This is a genomic window from Mahella sp. (assembly GCF_020054945.1).
In the GTDB taxonomy this organism is placed as follows: Bacteria; Bacillota; Clostridia; order Mahellales; family Mahellaceae; genus Mahella.
On sequence record NZ_JAIHAU010000030.1, the window covers coordinates 1 to 20,465 of the forward strand.

Annotated in this window: 20 protein-coding genes and 1 riboswitch; of the genes, 5 read left to right on the top strand and 15 right to left on the bottom strand. The window is 48.0% G+C overall.

The genetic code is table 11. The features are described from left to right. Positions 1-218 precede the first annotated feature (218 nt). From JG770_RS06935 to JG770_RS06945, 3 genes are read left to right on the top strand one after another with little or no spacing between them, the layout of a single operon-like run. Positions 219-1,298 carry an ABC transporter substrate-binding protein gene (locus tag JG770_RS06935; RefSeq protein ID WP_291956950.1) on the top strand — a complete coding sequence of 360 codons (1,080 nt, stop codon included), beginning with the start codon at positions 219-221 and terminating at the stop codon, positions 1,296-1,298. A 5-nt stretch (positions 1,299-1,303) separates the two neighbouring features. Then, positions 1,304-2,218: an ABC transporter permease gene (locus JG770_RS06940; protein WP_291956953.1), complete on the top strand. Its 915-nt coding sequence runs from the start codon at positions 1,304-1,306 to the stop codon at positions 2,216-2,218. A gap of 4 nt (positions 2,219-2,222) precedes the next feature. Next, a complete protein-coding gene (locus tag JG770_RS06945) occupies positions 2,223-2,996 on the top strand; it encodes an ATP-binding cassette domain-containing protein (protein ID WP_363320952.1) in 774 nt (257 codons plus the stop codon). Positions 2,997-3,029: 33 nt separating this feature from the next. On the opposite strand, the gene thiC is transcribed toward JG770_RS06945, so the two are convergent. From thiC to JG770_RS07020, 15 genes are all read right to left on the bottom strand, one after another. After that, positions 3,030-4,310 (bottom strand): phosphomethylpyrimidine synthase ThiC, encoded by a 1,281-nt coding sequence (gene thiC / locus JG770_RS06950; protein ID WP_291956957.1) that lies wholly within the window; start codon positions 4,308-4,310, stop codon positions 3,030-3,032. Beyond that, positions 4,307-5,110 (bottom strand): hydroxyethylthiazole kinase, encoded by an 804-nt coding sequence (gene thiM, locus JG770_RS06955; protein ID WP_291956960.1) that lies wholly within the window; start codon positions 5,108-5,110, stop codon positions 4,307-4,309. Before thiM ends, thiC begins: the two co-directional genes overlap by 4 nt. Continuing rightward, positions 5,107-5,541: a hypothetical protein gene (locus JG770_RS06960; protein WP_291956962.1), complete on the bottom strand. Its 435-nt coding sequence runs from the start codon at positions 5,539-5,541 to the stop codon at positions 5,107-5,109. The genes thiM and JG770_RS06960 overlap by 4 nt, the downstream gene beginning before the upstream one ends. A gap of 1 nt (position 5,542) precedes the next feature. Next, entirely contained in the window at positions 5,543-6,166 is a 624-nt protein-coding gene (thiE, locus tag JG770_RS06965; RefSeq protein WP_291956965.1) for a thiamine phosphate synthase, read from the bottom strand. A gap of 54 nt (positions 6,167-6,220) precedes the next feature. After that, positions 6,221-6,335, bottom strand: a riboswitch (TPP riboswitch). Between the two features lie 56 nt (positions 6,336-6,391). Beyond that, positions 6,392-7,732 (bottom strand): nitrogenase component 1, encoded by a 1,341-nt coding sequence (locus JG770_RS06970; protein WP_291956968.1) that lies wholly within the window; start codon positions 7,730-7,732, stop codon positions 6,392-6,394. After that, positions 7,729-9,084, bottom strand: coding sequence for a nitrogenase iron-molybdenum cofactor biosynthesis protein NifE (gene nifE, locus JG770_RS06975; protein WP_291956970.1), 1,356 nt, complete (start codon positions 9,082-9,084; stop codon positions 7,729-7,731). The genes JG770_RS06970 and nifE overlap by 4 nt, the downstream gene beginning before the upstream one ends. Before the next feature lie 13 nt (positions 9,085-9,097). Then, a complete protein-coding gene (locus JG770_RS06980) occupies positions 9,098-9,472 on the bottom strand; it encodes a P-II family nitrogen regulator (protein ID WP_291956973.1) in 375 nt (124 codons plus the stop codon). 15 nt (positions 9,473-9,487) lie between these two features. Further along, positions 9,488-9,805: a P-II family nitrogen regulator gene (locus JG770_RS06985; protein ID WP_291956975.1), complete on the bottom strand. Its 318-nt coding sequence runs from the start codon at positions 9,803-9,805 to the stop codon at positions 9,488-9,490. Positions 9,806-9,825: 20 nt separating this feature from the next. Further along, entirely contained in the window at positions 9,826-10,173 is a 348-nt protein-coding gene (locus JG770_RS06990) for a hypothetical protein (protein WP_291956977.1), read from the bottom strand. A gap of 12 nt (positions 10,174-10,185) precedes the next feature. After that, positions 10,186-11,520, bottom strand: coding sequence for a nitrogenase iron-molybdenum cofactor biosynthesis protein NifN (gene nifN / locus JG770_RS06995; RefSeq protein ID WP_291956979.1), 1,335 nt, complete (start codon positions 11,518-11,520; stop codon positions 10,186-10,188). Continuing rightward, positions 11,517-13,115, bottom strand: coding sequence for a nitrogenase molybdenum-iron protein alpha chain (nifD, locus tag JG770_RS07000; protein ID WP_291956982.1), 1,599 nt, complete (start codon positions 13,113-13,115; stop codon positions 11,517-11,519). The genes nifN and nifD overlap by 4 nt, the downstream gene beginning before the upstream one ends. A 20-nt stretch (positions 13,116-13,135) precedes the next feature. Further along, positions 13,136-13,954, bottom strand: coding sequence for a nitrogenase iron protein (nifH, locus tag JG770_RS07005; RefSeq protein ID WP_363320953.1), 819 nt, complete (start codon positions 13,952-13,954; stop codon positions 13,136-13,138). 33 nt (positions 13,955-13,987) lie between these two features. Further along, the gene (locus JG770_RS07010; RefSeq protein WP_291956986.1) at positions 13,988-14,752 is read right to left on the bottom strand and encodes an ABC transporter permease; all 765 of its coding nucleotides are present in this window, start codon (positions 14,750-14,752) and stop codon (positions 13,988-13,990) included. Between the two features lie 21 nt (positions 14,753-14,773). After that, positions 14,774-15,559, bottom strand: coding sequence for a molybdate ABC transporter substrate-binding protein (modA, locus tag JG770_RS07015; RefSeq protein WP_291956990.1), 786 nt, complete (start codon positions 15,557-15,559; stop codon positions 14,774-14,776). A 14-nt stretch (positions 15,560-15,573) separates the two neighbouring features. Continuing rightward, entirely contained in the window at positions 15,574-16,380 is an 807-nt protein-coding gene (locus JG770_RS07020; RefSeq protein ID WP_291956992.1) for a radical SAM protein, read from the bottom strand. Positions 16,381-16,929: 549 nt separating this feature from the next. Here JG770_RS07020 and JG770_RS07025 point away from each other — a divergent pair. Together JG770_RS07025 and JG770_RS07030 are read left to right on the top strand one after the other, a co-directional pair. After that, positions 16,930-18,045: an aminopeptidase gene (locus tag JG770_RS07025; RefSeq protein WP_291956994.1), complete on the top strand. Its 1,116-nt coding sequence runs from the start codon at positions 16,930-16,932 to the stop codon at positions 18,043-18,045. Between the two features lie 301 nt (positions 18,046-18,346). Continuing rightward, complete coding sequence (locus JG770_RS07030) at positions 18,347-20,314, top strand: copper-translocating P-type ATPase (RefSeq protein WP_363320954.1); 1,968 nt, start codon at positions 18,347-18,349, stop codon at positions 20,312-20,314. Positions 20,315-20,465: the final 151 nt, after the last annotated feature.

Here is a 20,465-nt window from a genome sequence, read left to right on the forward strand (position 1 = left end):
TCAAAATATTTGACAAAAATATTGGCCGGAAATCCGCTTGCTTAAAGCATTTCCCGACCATATAGATCTTAAATTTTTAGCTGTTAAGTGTCGAAAATCCGGCTATGTTCAGGTAATCCCATATTATGTTACTTGAAATTGCGATATATTTGATATAAAATAATACAAATATCATATATCATAATGTAGTTTATGTGAGATGAGAGGAGCTGAGTTTTATGAAGAGTAAGATCAAATTGATGGCAGTGGTTCTTTGTATAACAATGGTTTTTGTGTTGTCCGCATGTGCGGCCGACACCGATAATGGTTCTGGGGATACAGGCGGTGAGGTATCGGCGGATGACAACGCGCAGGGTACGAGCGACACCGATAGCAGTTCCGGAGCAGCCGACGGCAAGAAAATTAAGATAGGCGTTATCCAATACGCGCCTCATCCTTCCCTTGACAACTGCTATAAGGGCTTTATGGAAGGGCTCGCGTCAGCCGGTTATAAAGACGGCGACAATGTAGAAATATATTTCCAGAATGCGCAAGGCGAGCAGACCAACAGCGACATGATAGCGAAAAATATGGTGGTCTCAAAATACGATATGATAGTAGCCATAGCCACTCCGGCCGCTATGTCGGCATACAGCGCCGCCAAGGACACCGATATACCGATCGTATTTTCGGCCGTTTCCGATCCTTTGGCCGCAGGCATCGTAGAGTCCCTTGAGAAGCCCGGCACCAATGCTACCGGCACGTCGGACGTTCTTCCGCTTGAGGATCAGATGAAGATGATACGCGCGTTTTTACCCGATGCTAAGAAAATAGGCATTATATATACGACCAGCGAGCCGAATTCGGTTACTCATTTGACCAAATTCAAGGAGATTGCTCCTGAATACGGCTTTGAAATCGTCGATATAGGCGTTACAAATTCTTCCGAGGTCGCGACGGCGGCCACCACATTGGTTTCAAAGGGCGTGGAAGCCATAAATAATTTTACCGATAATAACGTAGTTAATAACCTTCCTTCGGTCATTCATGCTGCTGACGCTGCAAACATACCTGTATTCGGATCCGAGGTAGAGCAGGTTAAAAACGGCTGTGTTGCCGCGCAGAGCATCGACTATGTGAGTCTTGGCCGCAAAACAGGGGAAATAGCTGCAAAAATCCTAAAGGGAGAGGCGAAAGCCGGCGATATACCGGTCGCGCTCATCTCCGACAGTACGCCTGTTTACAATAAAGCCGTCGTCGATCGCTTGAAGTTGACGGTGCCGCCGGATTATGCAAATGCCGAGGAGGTCGGCGAATAACAGATATGGACGTATTTGTCGGCTTGCTCAGGAATATTCTGGAGGAAGGTCTGATCTATGGCATCATGGCCATGGGCGTATATGTCAGCTACAGCGTCCTGCATTTCCCGGACCTGTCGGTTGACGGAACGCTGCCTTTAGGAATGTGCGTTACAGCCGCCCTGATTTTGGGCGGCGTAAATCCTGTATTAGCCAGCATTATAGCCTTTGCCTGCGGTGCGCTGGCCGGGAGCATCACGGGATTTTTGCATGTGAGGTTGAATATAACAGATTTGCTATCCGGCATTTTGGTTATGACGGCCATGTGGTCGGTAAACCTGGCCATAACAAAGGGCAGCGCGGTATTGCCTTATTATAACGAGGATACCATATTTAACTCCGGCATCGCGAAAATGCTGCCGGAGGGCGCTTATGCATACAGGGTGGTTATTATCGTAGCGGCGGCCGCTATTATCGTTAAATTGCTGCTCGACATTTATCTTAAAACCAAATCCGGTCTTTTGCTGAGAGCGGTAGGGGACAACGAGCAGTTTGCCATATCCATTTCTCAAGACCCGGGCAAAATGAAGATAATAGGCCTTGCCATAGGCAATGGATGCGCTGCCTTGGCCGGCTCGATTCTTAGCCAGCAAAGCCAGTCGGCTAACATAAACAGCGGTACGGGTATGGTGGTCATGGGCCTCGCTTCGGTCATTATAGGTACCAGCATACTCAAAAAATCGTCGTTTGTTAAGCCCACGACCATGGCGGTATGCGGCGCTATCATATATAAAGCCTGCTTGGCCGTGGCTATGCAACTCGGCTTGCCTACAAATTATCTGAAGCTTTTAATGGCTGTAATACTGACGCTGGCATTGGTCTCAAACAACTATTTGTCAAAAGGGAGGAGAAAGCAAAATGTCGAAACCCCTGAATTTTGACGATATAGTGACCATGCAGCATATATATAAGACGTTCAACAAAGGCTCGGTGAATGAGGTCGTCCTTTTTACGGATTTCAACTTGACAATCAAGGAGCACGAGTTCGTTTCGGTAGTGGGGAGCAACGGCTCGGGGAAAACCACATTGCTCAATATACTCTGCGGTACCACCGCCATCGATAGCGGTAAGATCTACCTTAGAGACAGGGATATAGGCGATATGAAAGAATACCGACGGGCTTCGTTTATAGGCAGGGTATTTCAGGATCCGGCAAAAGGCACTTGCTCGACGCTTACAATACTCGAAAATATGTCATTGGCCGATAACAAAGGCAAAATCTTCGGCTTATCCGCCGGTGTGAATAAACGCCGCATAGATTATTATCGCACGCAACTGGAACTTTTGCATCTCGGTCTGGAGGACAAGATCGATATACCGGTCGGCAGCCTTTCCGGCGGCCAGCGACAGGCACTGGCGCTGTTGATTTCCACCATGACGCCTATCGATTTGCTCATACTCGACGAACATACGGCCGCGCTGGATCCGCGATCGTCCGAGACGGTTATGGAGCTTACCGATAGAATTGTCAGGGATAAGAGCATTACTACGCTGATGGTAACGCATAATCTGAGATTCGCCGTCAATTATGGCGATCGTCTTATCATGATGGATAAAGGCCAATGCGTTATCGATGTGTGCGGCCGGCAAAAGGACCAATACGACATATCCGATCTGCTCAAGATATTTAACGAGATAAGCATCGAATGCGGCAACTGATGAGGTATGTTATATCCGGAGTAGGCTTGCGGCCTACACCAGATATTCCGATACCAGTTTCATAGCGCAAAAGCGGCCGCACATAGTACAGGCCTCTTCATCATCGGTGTTTTTCTCGCGGCGGTAGCGGTTGGCTTTTTCAGGGTCGATGGAAAGCTCTATCTGCGCTTGCCAATTCAGGGACTTGCGCGCTTTAGCCATAGATATATCGCGCTGCATGGCTCCCTTTACGCCTTTGGCTATATCGGCGGCATGAGCCGCTATAAGCGATGCTATTACGCCTTCGCGCACGTCGTCGGCAGATGGCAATCCTAGATGTTCGGCCGGCGTGACATAGCATAGGAAGTCGGCGCCGGCTGCCGCGGCTATAGCTCCGCCTATGGCGGCGGTTATGTGATCGTAGCCGGGTGCTATATCAGTAACCAGCGGCCCCAGCACATAAAACGGTGCGCCGTGGCACAGGTGTTTTTCGAGCTGTATATTGGCGGTTATCTGATCGAGCGGCATATGGCCGGGGCCTTCTATCATGACCTGCACGCCAGCCTCATATGCCCTTTGGGCCAATTCGCCGAGTATTACCAGCTCGCTTATCTGTGCGCGATCGGTAGCGTCGGCCAGACATCCCGGACGCAAACCGTCGCCAAGGCTAAGCGTCACATCATAGCGGAGCGCTATATCCAGCAACTTGTCGAATTGCTCATATAATGGGTTCTGCTTGCCGTTGTGCAACATCCATCCGGTTATAAAGGAGCCACCGCGGCTGACTATATCGGTTAAACGTCCTTCTTTCCTTAAATGTTCTATCGATTCCATGGTTACACCGCAATGCACCGTCATAAAGTCCACGCCGTCCTGCGCCTGCTTTTCTATTACATCAAAGATATCATCAGCTTCCATATCCACTATGGTTTTACCGGTACGCAACGTTTCCACAGCGGTTTGGTATATGGGTACCGTACCCAGCATGACCGGGCAATGATCCAAAATAGTTCGGCGTATATCATCTATACTTCCGCCGGTGCTCAAATCCATGATGGAGTGAGCTCCGGCATCGATAGCTGTATCGAGTTTTGACAGTTCGACGGCGAGGTCGTTAAAGGCCTCTGATGTGCCTATATTGGCGTTGATCTTAGTGCTCAACCCTTTGCCTACGGCCATCGGCTTTAAGCCTTTATGGTTTATATTTGCCGGCAGCACTATGGTACCGTCGGCAATACCGCGGCGTATTTCTTCCGCGTCTATGCCTTCGGCCGATGCGGCGGCTTTCATTTGCTCTGTGATAATACCGTTCTTTGCAGCCTGTAATTGTGTCATATCGTCACAACCTCCTCTATATTGAGATATTGCTCTATCGAAGCTGTATCCAAATTATACAGTTCATCCATGAGCGCAGCCTTAAATGTACCGGGGCCTTTTATATCGTTCCTCTTGGCGGCTAACTGTCCGGCTATGCCAAAGCAGGCCATGGCTGCCGCCGAAGACTGCACATGATCGCTCTCCACGGCCGCGAAGCAACCGAGCATCGACGCCGCCATGCATCCAGTGCCCACCACGCGACCCATCATGGCATCGCCGTTTTTGACCATGAGCGTGCGGTTGCTGTCGGCTATGATATCGGCGGCGCCCGTTACGACCACGGTACAGCCGTATGCTTTTGCTATGTCGTGGCATGAGGTTTCTATATTGTCGTATCGGCCTATGGATTCCACGCCTTTGACGGTGCCGCCTCGTCCGGCTAGTATGCTTATTTCGCCGGCATTGCCTTTTATCACCGATATGTGGACGTTGTCCAATATCATTTTGACAGTGTCGTTGCGCAACTTGGTTGCTCCGAGGCCGACGGGGTCCAGTATGACCGGTATATTCAATTGATTTGCTTTTTTGCCGGCAGCCACCATAGCATCTATCTGATCGGGCGTGGGCGTGCCTATATTGAGCACTAGAGCGCCGGATGCCGCCGCCATTTCCTCCACCTCATCGACGGCATGCGTCATGACCGGTAAAGCACCTATGCACAGCGTGGCATTTGCGCAGTCATTGATGGTTACCTGATTGGTTATATGGTGTATGAGCGGCTTTTCGCGCCGTACTTTTTCCAGTAATTGTTCTATCATATGCTTTTATCCTCCATAATATCGTATATATTTTTTTCCAATGTGTATAGATTATAGCGCATAGTCTTAAATGTAGAGGCGGCCTCATCGGAGTACAGCTTGGCGAATTCCTCCAATACGCGGCAACATTCCTGCGCTCGTTTCATGTTGGCGGCTAATATGCGTTGTATATCATCGCGCCGAGCTTCATCTTTATTTGGCGTTGTGGCGCCTACGTCGGATTGAACATCGCGGGCATCTAATAACCGCGAGTAAGGGGCTATCATATCGCCGGCCTGTTTTACATGGTGGCGCAATGCCTTAAGCTGTCGGCTTAATGCTTGGTCGTTTAATGCAAAGCGACATATGTCCTCCGATACGCGCAACCCTTCGCGCAGGCGGTTTATATTGGCGTCTATGACGCGCAGTATCATTTGTTCGGTTATGTCCATGCTATGCATTCCTCCTCATCGCTTGAATCAGCTCCGCCGTTGCCGATGCTATATCGCGGGCATTGAATATGGCCGATATTACCGCTATGCCCGCAGCCCCGGCATCCATAACCTCAGCTGCGTTGTATGCGTATATACCGCCTATCGCTATGACCGGTATAGTAACGGCATGGCATATATCGTGAAGGACGGCGATGCCTATGGGCTGTTCGGCATCATCCTTGGATATAGTGGGGAATACAGGGCCGGCCCCTATATAATCAGCGCCTTGGCGTTGAGCCTCTATGGCCTGCTGCGGCGTTTGCACCGATATACCTATAATGGCAGATGCGCCCAATATTCGGCGAGCCCATGCTATGGGCAGGTCCTTTTGGCCGAGGTGTACGCCGGTTGCTCCGGAGGCCAGCGCTATATCCGCCCTGTCGTCTATTATCAAAGGCACGCCGTGGCGATCGGTTACCGCTTTTACCCGTTCGGCTCTTTCTATATATTGCTTGGCGCTTATATTCTTCTCGCGCAGCTGTATGATATTTGCGCCGCCTCTTATAGCCGATTCCGCCATATATTCTACCGACATATCATCTTTATAGCTGCCGGCTATGGCATAAAGTCCGGATATATTCATGCAATCCTCCTCTCGAAAAATAAATTAAGGCCATGAACCTGATGTTCATGGCCTGTATATGCACATTCCACATTCCTACGCCGGCATTAACCGGATCAGGTTCGATGGGTCAGAGGATTTAACGGTCCTCTATCTCAGCCGGCCTTATCCGGCACCCCAGTGGTTACCTATTGAATTTTTCTATATTCTATCACGTGAGAGAAAGCGTGTCAATGATACTTTTTTCTATCGCTGCATGTCCGCCAAATAGCGTTGGCGCATTTTGTCCCTGTAATTATCATATTTGATCGACAGCAATGTGTTGGTCATGCGATCCAGAAGCAGTGTCGTCCCCGTATAACCCACTGACAGCAAACGCTGCCCCCCGATGCGGTCATGTATGGGAAACCCGTATCGTATCAGTGGTATATTCCCCTCATCTGAAAGGAATTTGCCGTCGGAACCGCCTATGGCAAAGTCCACATTTTCTTCCGTACTCTTTTCGAGGATTTGCATGAAGTCGGATTCGGTCAAAACGCATATGTGGGGGTGGTCCCCAAGCGCTTCGCCCAGCTTGGGCGAAGGACTGCCGGTGGCCGCTACCGCAGGTACTATGCCGTTTTCCATGCACATCTTAGCCACAGCATAGACGTTTTCCGGATCGCCGAAGATGGTGCATCTAGCTTCGAAATTATGTTTATGCGCATCGATCATAGCATCTATAAGGCGCCCGCGCTCTTGTTTCAAACTGTCGGGGACAACGCATCCGGTTATCCTGACCAATGTGTCGATAAACCTATCGGTGGCTTCAACGCCGATGGGAATGGGCAAATTGTACAGCGGTATGCCAAATTGTTGTTCAAGATATCTGCCTGGGGAAATGGCATCGTCCACTGTTATGCCCATCTGTATGGTGGCGGCAGCGCCGGCCATGGAGGCTATATCGTGCAGTTTTGTCCCGCCGTCGGGATTTTTGTTATACGGCCTTGCAAATGGTTGATCCAATGTATCGGAATAATCGGGGAAGATAACATATTCTATATCCAATGCGTTTAATATCCTCTTGATCTCCCGTATATCGGCCGGACTTATAATAGGAACGATGATGTTTATTTTTGAATGTTTCTCGGTCTTATAAGTCAGGCTCTCGATGATCTTTCTGGCTGTACGGAAGTAGCCTTCGGCGTGGCTGCCGCCATAACCCGGCGTAGAAGCCGCGATGATATTCAAATCGGTCAAGCTTTTTTCTTCCATGTATTGGCTGGCAATTCTGTCTATATCTTCGCCTATGGTCTCGGCCAGGCAGGTGGTAAGCACGCCGATCAGCCGCGGCTGATACAGCGTGATCACATTGTCCAGACCCTTTTTCAGATTGGCCTCACCGCCATATACCGTACCTTTCTCGTTGAGGGATGATGAGGCCACATCGATCGGCTCATTGAAATGCTCCGCCATGTGCCTGCGCATATAGGTGCTGCAGCCTTGGGAACCATGGATAATAACCATGGATCCTTCGACACCCTTGAAAGCAAATATGCCGCCCATGGGCATACACATATTGCATGGATTCTGATTGACATCTCTCATCGTGCCGAATCACCTCCTTGATCGAGGGCGTACTTCCATACCGGCGAGCATACGGTGGAGTAAACCTCTTTGGCGAAGTTCACGGCCCCTTCATAGCCGCTCAAAGGATGCTTTCGATTATGGTTATGATCGATAAAAGCCACGCCGAGCTTATATGCCAGAAATCTCTCCTTGACCCCGCCAACCAGTATATCAGCGCCCTTTTCCAGTATGAACTGCTCCAACTCGCTGGTATTGGCGTCATCCACTATTATAACACCCTCGTCGGCCAGTTCCTGCAGGGTATCATATTCGTGAGGCTGGCCGTTTTGCGTGCCGATCATGACCACATCTATGCCTATTTCACGAAACTGTTTCAACAGCGATATGGCCTTAAACCCACCGCCCACATATATTGCCGCTTTTTTACCGCATAAATGATGCTTATAGCGCTCGATGGCCTGGTTGGCTTTGGCGGTTTGGCTTTTGATCATCTCTTCGGTTTTGAGTATGATGTCATCATCGTTGAAAAAGGCGGCTACCTTCCTCAATGACTCCGATGTGTCCTGTATGCCTAAAAAGGACACATCGATATAAGGCATACCGTACAGATCATTTAACTTGTGGGCCAGATAATTCATCGAGCCGGCGCATTGCACTATATTAAGGCATGCATCCGTGGTTTTTTTCAGCTTGGCATATTCGGAGTCGCCGGTTAATACCGCATTGATCTCTATGCCTATGCTCCGGAAATAATTGCTGATTATCCAGGTTTCAGCCGCCAAGTTGAAATCGCCCAAATAATTTATGCTCCTGCTTTTTCCTATATTATCGGTGTTTACAGGTTCTATTAACTTTAGCAGCGCATCGCAGGCCGCCCGGTAACCGGCAGCCTTGTTGCCCATAAAGCCGCTGGATTGCACCGGTATCACGTCGATGCCATATTTTGAGGAGGCCGCCTTGCATACGGCCTCCAGATCATCGCCTATGACACCCACTACGCAGGTGGCATAGACGAATATGAGCTTGGGAGCATACAGCTGCACCAATTTATCTATGGCGGCGGCTAATCTTTCATTACCGCCGAAGACAATATCCCTTTCTTTAAGATCGGTGCAAAAGCTGCGCCGGTAAAGTTCAGAGCCGCTGCTCAGACTTCCGCGTATATCCCATGTATAGGCGGCACAGCCGATCGGGCCATGCACCAAATGAACAGCGTCGGCGATGGGGTTTAATACCACGCGGGCGCCGCTGTAAACGCAAGCCCTTTGGCTGACGCTGCCGGATACGCTGTGAGAGTCGCATTTCATCGCCTTTTTATGTCGACCCTTGATCACAATAAAATCTTGTCGTTCTTCCAATTCATTGAACAATGGTTTCACCTCTCTATCTCAAGGCTTTTACCCCTCTTTCACCCGTTCTGATGCGTACGGCATCCTCTATAGGACAAACAAAGATCTTGCCGTCGCCGAGGTAACCGGTCCTATTAACCCGCATGATGGTTTCCACTATTTCGGCAACATATTCATCCTCTGTCACCAGCATCAGCATTCTTTTCGGGATGAATCTGGCTATTGGATCGGTTTCGCCGGCATCGGGCAAAATTTCGGCCATAGCCGGATCAACCTCGCCTATAAACCCCTTCTGTTTACCTCGGCCGCTTACGCTGATTATGGACATGGATACAAAACCCAGTCCGTCCAGCGCTGTTTTGGTCATATGAATATTCTGTCGCCTGATAATGGCTATTACCTCTTTCATGGGTATTCCCTCCTATCATAATCCTTTTTCACCGGTACGCACCGTATAAGCCTCCAGTACTTCGCTTATGAATATCTTACCGTCGCCGATATTGCCGGTGCGAGCGGTATTCTCTATGATGCTCACCACATCTTCGGCATCTTTGTCGTTTACCACCAGCATCAACTGTACCTTTGGGAGTTCATCATATACTATAGGTCCTACCTGAATGCCTTTCTGACGGCCGCGGCCAAAGATGTGCATCTTGGTCATGGAACTAAAGCCCGCCTTATCCAAAGCATCCACCACCGTATTCTCCTTCTCAGGTCGTATAATAGCGCGTATCATTTTCATAGTTCGTATCCTCCATTTCTTTAATTATTGAAGCCGCAATTGCCTATCCTGATGCAATCAGAACAACTTATGTCACATTCATTCTGGAATCTTACCTGAAACACCGATTCAACCCCGTCGAAATCAAAGTCTATCGTAATGCCATCGATATACTCTGATTCCGATGAATCCACATAAAAGATTACGTCTTGGATTTCCAGCTTTACATCCGTAGTATCAGGCCTGCGCTCAACGGCCAAGCCTACCAGATAGGTGTCTTGATCCGCCGGCAAGGTGTATATGCGCATTCCCATATCGGGCGTGGGCTGTGGCACATCGTTCAATATTGCCCGGATTCTTTCTTTGGCCGCATTTGTAACCTTGAACATATTGTCGCCTCCTTACATGATCAGCTCCAGCATATGATCCGGTACATGGGCGTCTTTCCAATCAAGAAGGGTATTGCCGATTCGCTCCGCCAGCCACGCGGCGCCGCTATACCCCACCACCGGAAAATGCTGCAGATTTGCCCTGTCCAGTATCGGAAAGCCCACCCTGATCAACGGCATATCCATCTCTTTTGCTAAAAACTTGCCGTGGCTGTTGCCCAACATGATATCGACCGGTTGCTCTTTCATAAGATCTTTAAGCGTCAACAGATCCCCGCCGTTTATCACATGGGCGTTGGGAGCTATTGTTTTTACCGTCTCTTCCCATCGATTGCTTTTGGTGCCTGTCAAGACATATAAAGGCTCTATGCCCAATCCGACAGCCATGGCGGTTATGCCTTCGACGATATCCGGATCCCCGTATATAGCCGCTTTTTTACCATACCAATGGGCATGGGCATCCAGCATCATATCCACCAAACGCCCACGTTCTTCTTCCAATTGGGCAGGTACTGGTTTGCCGCTGATCCTGCTAAGTTCCATGATAAAGCGATCCGTATTCTCGATACCTATGGGAAGGGGCAGCATCTCGGCCGATACGCCATGTTTTTCTTCCAATCCCAAAGCCGCGGGCAAACTAGCCTCTTGACCCAGAGCAAAAGTTATGGATGAATTGGCCATATCGGCGATTTCCTCCAAAGGAGTGCCGCCATCTTGATATAGTTTCAATTTGCCGGTCATGGGGGCATCCAGAACTCCGGATATATCGGGCATAATTATAGCTTTGATGCCCATGAGAGCAAGCAACCGCTTGATCTCGCGTATATCGCCGGGGCTTATCATGCCGGGTATAATATTGATTTTATCATTGGCAGCTCCTTTAACGGCTATGCTATCCACGGCCGACTTTACCATACTGGCAAAACCCGTCACATGGGATCCCTTATAGCTGGGGGTGGAGGCGGTGAATATGACGACATCCTCGGGCAGCTCTCCGGATCCGCGCATCTCAGCTATGATACCCTCCGCGTCGTCGCCTATGGTTTCAGCAGAGCACGTGGTGGATACGCCGATTGCTTGCGGCTTGTAAATGTGAATGATGTTCCTTATGGCCTGTTTCAGGTTGCCGCTGCCACCGAAAACCACCTGTGCTTCCGAAAATGAACTGGTGGTAGTCGGTATAAATTCCCTGAAATGCCGAGAAAGCTGCATCCTTAAATAGGAAGCGCAGCCCTGAGAACCATGGCTGTGAGGCATACAGCCATGAATACCCAGACAGGCCAGCACCGCTCCTAATGGCTGGCATGTTTTGACCGGATTAACAACTAGGTTCTTTCGTTCTGTCATGATTGCTCATCACCTTTCTCGCTTGCTTTCCATGGTGGCGCAACTGCTTTCCAAATTGGGTTGTTGATAGCCATATCCACATCTCGAGCGAAGTTTATGGCGCCTTCAAAACAACTATAGGGTCCGCTGTAATCATAGGAATGGATCTGGCGCGAGGCTACGCCCATCTTTTGCGTGGCATATCTGTCCTTAATGCCCGACAGAAACAGATCGGGTTTCAAGCTTTCGATCAAAACCTCGGTTTCATAGTGGTTGAGATCGTCCACCACCAATGCGCCGTCCTGCATATCCGTCATCATGCCTTCGTAATTCATCAGATGATCGGGCATTTTTTGTTTTAATTCCTCTATGCGCGATTGGTCATAAGCAGGTTCGGCGGCCCTTTCAAAATGATAATTGTCCAGAACCTTATGATGAGGGGCCTCTTTGATCTCCGGTAATATTTTTCGCCCTTCATAGTCGTCCCTATGAGCAAATTGATAACCTGCCATTATGGTCTCTATCCCCAGGTCATCGAGCAAATCCTGATAATGATGGGCTCTGGAGCCACCGGCGTAGACCACCGCTTTTTTGCCTTTCAACCTGCTGCGGTAATAATCCAACTGGGATTGGATTTTAGCCAATTCCTCACTGATAACCTTTTCGGTATTCTCGTAAATCATTGGGTCGTCGAAAAACGTCGCCATCTCTCGTAAGGAGCGTATGGTGGCTTCAATACCTATATAGTTGACTTTCAACCACGGTACGCCGAATTTCTCCTCCATCATGCGGTTGGTATAATTTATGGAACGATGGCACATAAGGATGGATAATTTGGCTTTATGAGCCTTGGCCAGATCGCCATACTTTGAATCGCCGGTGAATACGCTGACCACTCGGTAGCCTATCCTCTCCAGCAAGGGCTTTACCAACCATACGTCGCCACCTATGTTGTATTCGCCGAAGATGTTGATGTCGTATGGCGTGGGGTCGGGCAGATCTTCGGTACCTACTATGTCCATGATCAAGGCATTGCTGGCCAAATGGTGGCCGGCTGATTGGCTTACCCCTTTATAGCCCTCGCAGCTTACCGTTATTATTTTGACACCAAGCTCTTCGGCTGCTCGTTTTGCCACCGCCTTTATATCGTCACCTATTAATCCCACGGGGCAAGTGGCGTAAATCCCTATGACCTTGGGTTTAAAGATCTCATAGGCCTCTTTGACGGCGTTATAGAGTTTCTTTTCACCGCCGAAAACCACATCCTTTTCTTGCATATCGGTGGATAGGCAGGTTTTCAGGAAATAATCCGTTCCATCCTCAGGTTGGGCAAGGTTACGTCTGGTATTCCATGTATAATAGGCGCATCCTATAGGCCCGTGGGTAATATGGAGAATATCCTTGATCGGACCGAAGACAACCCCTTTGGCGCCGGCATAACTGCAACCACGACTGGTCATGATTCCGGGTATTGTGTTCACATCGGCTTGGATATGCTGATCTTCACTGTCATGGTCTATGACCACCATATGCTGCTTTCTTTCTCTGCCGACTTTTGGCGGATAATTTACAATGATTTCCTCTACTATAGTTTGTTGTTCTTCTGATTTCGACATATTTTTACCCCCTTATACTATTAATTCAACATGCCATACTCAAGCAGCAGGGTTTCCAGTTCATCATTAAGTATGGGTTCTGGCACCACGAACATATCATTTTTTTCTATGGCCATAGCCAGACTCCGATAAACGTCGGCTTGAGGTACACTTGGGTCATAATCGATCACGGTTTTCTTATTGATCTCAGCTCGCTGCACGACATTATCCCTGGGCACGAACTTGATAAGCTGTGTATTGAGCTTTTTAGAGAAGGCCTTGAGCAATTCCTCTTCATTATCCACGTTTCTGCTGTTGCATATGATGCCGCCCAAACGAACGCCTCCCTGGGTGGCATATTTTCGTATACCCTTGCAGATATTGTTGGCGGCATAAAGCGCCATCATTTCGCCGCTGGCCACGATATATATCTCCTTGGCTTTGCCTTCGCGTATCGGCATTGCAAATCCGCCGCATACAACATCGCCGAGCACGTCGTAAAAAACATAATCAATGCCCTCCTCATAGGCACCGAGATTCTCCAGCATATTTATGGATGTGATAATGCCTCGACCGGCACAGCCCACGCCTGGTTCAGGACCGCCCGATTCCACGCATTTGATGTTGTTAAAGCCCACCTTGATGATATCTTCCAAATCAATGTCCTCGCCCTCCTCCCGTATGGTGTCCAGCACAGTCTTTTGATTCAGGCCGTGCAGTAACAGCCTGGTGGAATCGGCTTTGGGATCGCATCCCACCACCATGACCTTTTTGCCCATTTCAGACAAAGCGGCCACCGTGTTCTGCGTTGTGGTGGATTTCCCTATTCCACCCTTGCCATAAATTGCTATCTGTCTCATCATATATACCTCCTGATTCATATTTGTGTTTGTTTAGCTCACGCTATGCGTTAATTGTCTGGACAAAAGCAGCACTATCGCCGAAACCATTAACATAATCACCGAAAGCCCCAACGCCGTATTCATATTGCTTTGCATAGCCGTATATATAGCCAAAGGCATGGTGCGGGTTTTACCAACCAGATTGCCGGCAAATATCATTGTGGCACCGAATTCGCCTATGGCTCTGCTCCATGCGCTCATGCAGCCGGAGATCAAGGTTTTGACGACCATAGGCATGTATATGGTTGTAAGCATTACCCATTCGTTGGCGCCTATGGACAGGGATTCTTCGCGTATGGCCGGTTCTATGGATTCAAAAGCCGATCGGGCTGCTTTTATATAATAACCGGCCGATACGAATATCTGGGCAATGATCACGGCTAACGCGGTAAAAGGGATATTCATATTCATAGCGCTTAGTACCGCGCCCATAGTACCTTGGCGCCCAAAGGCCATAAGCAGAGCTATGCCTGCTACCGCCGGTGGCAGTACGGCCGGAAGTTCCACCACCAATTCCACCATACGATGCAGCCGGCTTTTTTTCACGGCGAGGCAGTATGCCAAAGGCGTCCCGAGGATGAATATTATGGCCGCCGATACGGTGGACGACAGGAAACTCAGCCTGAATGCCGCCATGGCAGGCGACGATAATATGCCTATGCTGTAGGCATGAATAGGAGTTTTAGCCAACAGCGAAACCAAGGGCATCATCAAAAAACTCACCATTAACGCGGCAAAAACATAGATTGGCCTCATGTTCATCCTCTCCTTTATAGATTAATTTTCCGATATCGGGGTAAAGCCATAGCGTTTCAGTATTTTTTGCCCATCATCCGATAGTATGAATTCAATAAAGGATTTGGCTGCATCGCTATGTTTCGAATCCTTCATTGCAACCGCGAGATATTGGCTGGTAATGTTATATTTATTTGGGATATCAATAAGCCTTGCCTGATGGTCGCCGGTTAAGGGTATATCAGTGACATATACTATGCCGGCATCGGCTTCTCCCATTAGTACCTTTTGAGCCACATCTTTTACGCTCATTTCGTAGGTCACGACATTATTCAGCACCATTTGCTTGAAACCGGGTTGATCCTGCTCTATGGCGTCCAGCACATCGATGGTATATTGGCCGGCAGGCACGTCGGTGTGGGCTAACGCTATCTTTATCCCTTTTTTAGCTAGGTCATGCCATTCTTTTATATCCGCCGATTTATCGGCGATGATGGCCATGCGATTGTAGGCTATGACCGATGGAGTATCGGCTAAGCCTTTATACAGCAAAGCGTCCATATGCCGTTCATCGGCAGATATGAATACATCGGCATCGGCGCCTTGTTCTATCTGCATTCTGAGCGTCTGGCTGCCTGCGGCGTTTAGTATCACCTTCACCCCGTTGGCGGTAGGCTCAAAGGCTTTGGCTATTTCCTCCATTGGCTGATTGAGACTTGACGCGATAAATACCGATAGATCTGTGCGTTGCTGATCGGCCGACGCCGTGCAGCCTGTGAGGCCTATGCCGAAGGCTACTGCCAGAAAAAGCATAAGTCGTTTTGCCATGTCCCACGCCCCTTTTACAACATGCCGACGGCATCTGCTCTACATTGCCTGCAATGATGCATCTGTTCCATAGTAGCTGAGTTATCTTTCCGCAGTTTTTCAATCTGCTTGCAGTCGGGAGCGGGGATATGGGCAAAATCTCCACTTGGGATCAGCGGCATTATGTTCATGATAAAGGCTCCCAATTCTTTGACGCGTTTGGCCACCGCGTCGATATGCCCTTCGTTTATGCCCGGTATCATGACGGTGTTGACTTTTACCAAAAAGTCGTTCTTTACCGCGGCTTCAATGCCCGCCAATTGTTTTTCTATCAACAATTCGGCCGCATCCAGCCCGCGATAGATATTGCCATGATATGATACATAATCGTAAATTTCCTGCCCGATAAACCGGTCGACCGCATTTACGGTTACTGTCAAAGTTTTGACCCCGCAGCATATGAGATCGTACAGGCGCTCTTTAAGAAGCAAGCCGTTGGTGCTCAGGCACAATATCATCTGCGGAAACTCACGGTTTATCATCTGGAAGGTTTTAAACGTTTCCTCGTTATATAGCGGGTCGCCCGGACCGGCTATGCCGGCCACCGATATGCGAGGCTCTATCTCAATAGATTTGGCCAGATGCCCCATAGCTTCAGCAGGGCTCATTACCTTTGCTGCAATTCCAGGGCGGTTCTCATTTGCACAACTGTATCGGCGGTCGCAATAGCGGCATTTTATATTGCAACGTGGGGCTACGGGCAAATGAATCCTCCCGTGTTCTTTTACGGCTCGTGGGTTAAAACACGGATGGCCGCGATAAGATTTTGCGCACTGTTCCATAAAAGCTCATCCTTTCTTTTTTGTCGCTGCTCGGCATACCTTGCGGAGTGGCAACGCATTATGCGATACTGATGCCGCGCAATAACCAACCGTTGCCTTCGCATGGGCATATTGAGCCGAGCAAATGCTTTTTTATAGTAAAGAGGCTTTAAATGCATTATGCATTTAAAGCCTCTTTGCTGATGTTTTATCGCCGTCATGGCGCATGGATATTCAAAAGGACGGGCATTGTCCTGTCGATGGGAGCATCTTAGCTCAAAATCAGAAAAGGCGCTTTAAGGGATAAACCCTTAAAACGCCTTTGTTTACATGTACAACACTGCACTCGATATTTAATTGTTTACAATCAAATTATATACCGATAAATCTATAATGTCAACAGGAAATATTTACCTAGTTTTTTTACGATGGCTGTCATGCCGAAGATATTGGTGAGCACTTTGAAGTCTATTGGGGTTAACCTTGTGATTAGCCTTGCAAAAGAATCCAATAAAGAATTATAATACAAAGGTATTCTGTTGAATGAGATTAGTCAAAGGAGATATAAACATGCTGGATTCAAGATTAAATAATTTGGCAAAGGTGTTGGTGCATTATTCGGCCAATGTAAAAAAAGATGATTTTGTGCTGGTGCAGGCCGGAGATATAGCTTTGCCTTGGATAATTGAAGTGGCGAAAGAGGCTGTGTCTGTTGGGGCTCATGTGGAGACGCTTGTGGATATACCTGAAATGTCTGAAGTAATGCTGAAAATGGCATCTGAGCAACAATTGCTCCAAGAACGGTTCATACAAAGACAAGTGATAGAAAAAGCCGATGTATGGCTTACTGCATGGGGTGATAAAAATACCCGCTGCAATGCTAATATAGATCCTACAAAACTGCAAATTGCCGCCAGAGGACAAAGCGCGTGGCGCAAGATTTATTCTGAACGTATGGGCAACGGCACGTTGCGATGGTGTGGTACCCAGTTTCCTACCCAGGCTAATGCACAAGAAGCTGATATGAGCTTATGGGAATATGAGGATTTCGTATACAGTGCAGGGTTGTTGAATAAAGATGATCCTATAGCGGAATGGCAGCGTGTACACAGAGAACAGGAACGGTGGGTTAAATATCTGAATGACAAACACGAAATACATATAATATCGGAGGGTACCGACATTATTATCAATACGTCAGGCAGGAAATGGATAAATTGCGATGGGAAAGAGAACTTTCCGGATGGAGAAATATTTACATCTCCGGTGGAGCACGCCATAAACGGACATATAACCTTTAGCTTTCCCGGTATTTATATGGGTAAGTCCGTAGAAGGAATATATCTGGAAGTAAAGGATGGAAAGGTAGTGAAAGCCGCTGCTCAAAAGGGTGAGGATTTACTGAAGGCTTTGCTGAATACGGATGAAGGTGCAAGTTATTTCGGCGAGGTGGCTATAGGCACGAATTATGGGATTCAACGTTTCACAAGGAACATGCTGTTCGATGAAAAAATAGGCGGTACTGTACACATGGCCATAGGTGATTCAATGCCTGAAGCAGGCGGCAGAAACCGTTCAACCATACATTGGGATATGTTGTGCGATATGAGAAATGGTGGCGAAATATATGCCGACAATCAGCTTTTTTATAAAGATGGATATTTTATAGATGAGGTGTTAAGGTAAAGCGAATTTGGGCGTAGCAGTTGTTCAGCCGTACTGTTGTGCAAACTATGTGTTTCACATCTTATGTATCCGCATCTAAAATTTGAGCAAGGGAGGATGTGGGAAACTGCTGTATATAGTATGGAGATGTCCTAAGAGTGAAGAATGGTTATAGGGTTGTATAAAAATAAAATCACGGAGGTAAACGTAAATGGAAGATAAAAATAATCATGTTAATGAACACACTCACAGCGGACATGATATGTCTGGTCACGCTCATGTCCACGATATGGATCACGGTATGCAGCATAACGGACATGATATGACGCAACATGAGGGGCATCAGGGCCATGATCATAGCCAACATCATGAACATATGATAGATGACTTCAGAAGGCGCTTCTATATCTGTACTTTGCTTACCATCCCTATATTGTTCCTTTCGCCCATGATACAGATGTGGTTGAATATAGACCTGCGTTTTAGCGGCGATATCTATGTGCTCCTTATACTGTCATCCATTGTCTATCTGTATGGCGGGTATCCGTTCTTTATAGGTGTGGTTGATGAAATTAAGACAAAAAAACCGGGCATGATGACGTTGGTGGCATTGGCTATAACCGTATCTTATGTCTATGGTGCAGCGGTTACGTTTGGATTAAGCGGAGAGCTTATGTTTTGGGAACTGGCCACCCTTATAGATATAATGCTGTTAGGACACTGGATAGAGATGAAATCAGTCTTAGGAGCATCGCGGGCTTTGGAGAATCTGGCGCAACTTTTGCCAAAGCAGGCTCATAAGCTCATGGATGACGGCGGTATTGCCGATGTATCTGTTTCCGAATTGGTGAGCGATGATAAGGTGTTGGTAAAGCCGGGAGAAAAAGTGCCTGCGGATGCTATTGTGATCGATGGGGAAAGTTCTGTGGATGAATCCTTGCTTACCGGAGAATCACGGCCGGTTTATAAAGGGAAAGGCGATTATGTAATAGGCGGTGCTGTAAACGCTGAGGGTTCGTTGGTGGTGCAGATAAAGAAAACCGGCCAGGATTCCTTCATAGCTCAGGTTACACAATTGGTAAAGCAAGCGCAGCAAAGCCGTTCCAGAACGCAAGATCTAAGCGATAAAGCGGCGTTATGGCTCACTGTAATAGCGGTATCGGCCGGAATTATAACTTTTATATCATGGTTACCGGCTGGCGATATCGCGTTTGCCATTGAACGTACTATAACGGTTATGGTTATAGCATGCCCTCATGCTCTGGGACTGGCGGTGCCGCTGGTGGTAGCCATGTCTACTTCTTTGGCGGCTCGTAGAGGATTTATAGTGAGAGATCGCTTGGCTTTTGAAACAGCGAGAAACATACAGGCGGTTGTTTTCGATAAAACAGGCACACTGACAGAAGGGCGGTTCGGCGTGACCGATGTGGTGTCATTGTCAGATATGGACTCAGATGAGTTTTTGAAGTATGCGGCTTCTGCCGAGAGCCGTTCCGAACACCCTATATCGAAAGGCATAATAGCCTCGGCGAGTGGGATTTGGGATATAGTGGACTTCAGGGCTATTCCAGGTAAAGGGGTATGGAGCAGAGTGAACGGCAAAGAAGTGATGGTTGTAAGCCCGGGTTACTTGGACGAACAGAACATACAACTGAACAACAAGCGTTTAACTGATCTGTCGGAGCAGGGCAAGACTATTGTCTATGTGCTTATAGATGGGGATGTAAAAGGCGCTATAGCGTTGGCCGATATCATAAAGCCGGAAGCAAAAAACGCTGTGGCTCAGCTAAAAACCATGGGCATAAAATGTATGATGTTAACCGGCGACAGCAGCCAAGTGGCCGATTGGGTGGCCAGGCAGATAGGCATAGATGAGTATTTTGCTGAGGTGCTGCCTGAGGATAAAGCCGCAAAGATAAAACAGATTCAGCAGAGAGGTCTAACTACCGCTATGGTAGGCGATGGTATAAATGACGCGCCTGCTCTTGCGACGGCCGATGTAGGTATAGCTATAGGTGCGGGTACCGACGTGGCCGTAGAAACAGCCGATATGGTATTGGTCAGAAATAATCCTTTGGACGTTGTTTCGATAATAGTATTGGCTAAGGCTACATACAGGAAGATGTTGCAGAACCTGTTTTGGGCTACGGCTTATAACGGATTGGCCATACCGTTGGCGGCGGGCATCCTTTATCCCATCGGTATTATTTTATCACCTGCAGTGGGTGCCGTTTTGATGTCGCTCAGTACGATTATAGTGGCCATAAATGCCAGAATGTTGAAGGCGTGAATAAAAATATAGCTGTTATGCATTGCGGATCACAATTAACAAAACAGGGCACTGTCAATAGCCTATAAAAATGTCATATAAAAAGGTTCAATTTTGTTCGACAAAAATGTCACTGCGAGCTTAAAAAAGTATTACAGAGATAATTATAGTG

Bases quoted from the DNA above. Each gene is read 5' to 3' on its own strand.
- JG770_RS06935 (WP_291956950.1), top strand. From the start codon at position 219: ATGAAGAGTAAGATCAAATTGATGGCAGTGGTTCTTTGTATAACAATG.
- JG770_RS06940 (WP_291956953.1), top strand. From the start codon at position 1,304: ATGGACGTATTTGTCGGCTTGCTCAGGAATATTCTGGAGGAAGGTCTG.
- thiC (WP_291956957.1), bottom strand. From the start codon at position 4,310: ATGACACAATTACAGGCTGCAAAGAACGGTATTATCACAGAGCAAATG.
- thiM (WP_291956960.1), bottom strand. From the start codon at position 5,110: ATGATAGAACAATTACTGGAAAAAGTACGGCGCGAAAAGCCGCTCATA.
- JG770_RS06960 (WP_291956962.1), bottom strand. From the start codon at position 5,541: ATGGACATAACCGAACAAATGATACTGCGCGTCATAGACGCCAATATA.
- thiE (WP_291956965.1), bottom strand. From the start codon at position 6,166: ATGAATATATCCGGACTTTATGCCATAGCCGGCAGCTATAAAGATGAT.
- JG770_RS06970 (WP_291956968.1), bottom strand. From the start codon at position 7,732: ATGAGAGATGTCAATCAGAATCCATGCAATATGTGTATGCCCATGGGC.
- JG770_RS06980 (WP_291956973.1), bottom strand. From the start codon at position 9,472: ATGAAAGAGGTAATAGCCATTATCAGGCGACAGAATATTCATATGACC.
- JG770_RS06985 (WP_291956975.1), bottom strand. From the start codon at position 9,805: ATGAAAATGATACGCGCTATTATACGACCTGAGAAGGAGAATACGGTG.
- JG770_RS06990 (WP_291956977.1), bottom strand. From the start codon at position 10,173: ATGTTCAAGGTTACAAATGCGGCCAAAGAAAGAATCCGGGCAATATTG.
- nifN (WP_291956979.1), bottom strand. From the start codon at position 11,520: ATGACAGAACGAAAGAACCTAGTTGTTAATCCGGTCAAAACATGCCAG.
- nifD (WP_291956982.1), bottom strand. From the start codon at position 13,115: ATGTCGAAATCAGAAGAACAACAAACTATAGTAGAGGAAATCATTGTA.
- nifH (WP_363320953.1), bottom strand. From the start codon at position 13,954: ATGAGACAGATAGCAATTTATGGCAAGGGTGGAATAGGGAAATCCACC.
- JG770_RS07010 (WP_291956986.1), bottom strand. From the start codon at position 14,752: ATGAGGCCAATCTATGTTTTTGCCGCGTTAATGGTGAGTTTTTTGATG.
- modA (WP_291956990.1), bottom strand. From the start codon at position 15,559: ATGGCAAAACGACTTATGCTTTTTCTGGCAGTAGCCTTCGGCATAGGC.
- JG770_RS07020 (WP_291956992.1), bottom strand. From the start codon at position 16,380: ATGGAACAGTGCGCAAAATCTTATCGCGGCCATCCGTGTTTTAACCCA.
- JG770_RS07025 (WP_291956994.1), top strand. From the start codon at position 16,930: ATGCTGGATTCAAGATTAAATAATTTGGCAAAGGTGTTGGTGCATTAT.
- JG770_RS07030 (WP_363320954.1), top strand. From the start codon at position 18,347: ATGACGCAACATGAGGGGCATCAGGGCCATGATCATAGCCAACATCAT.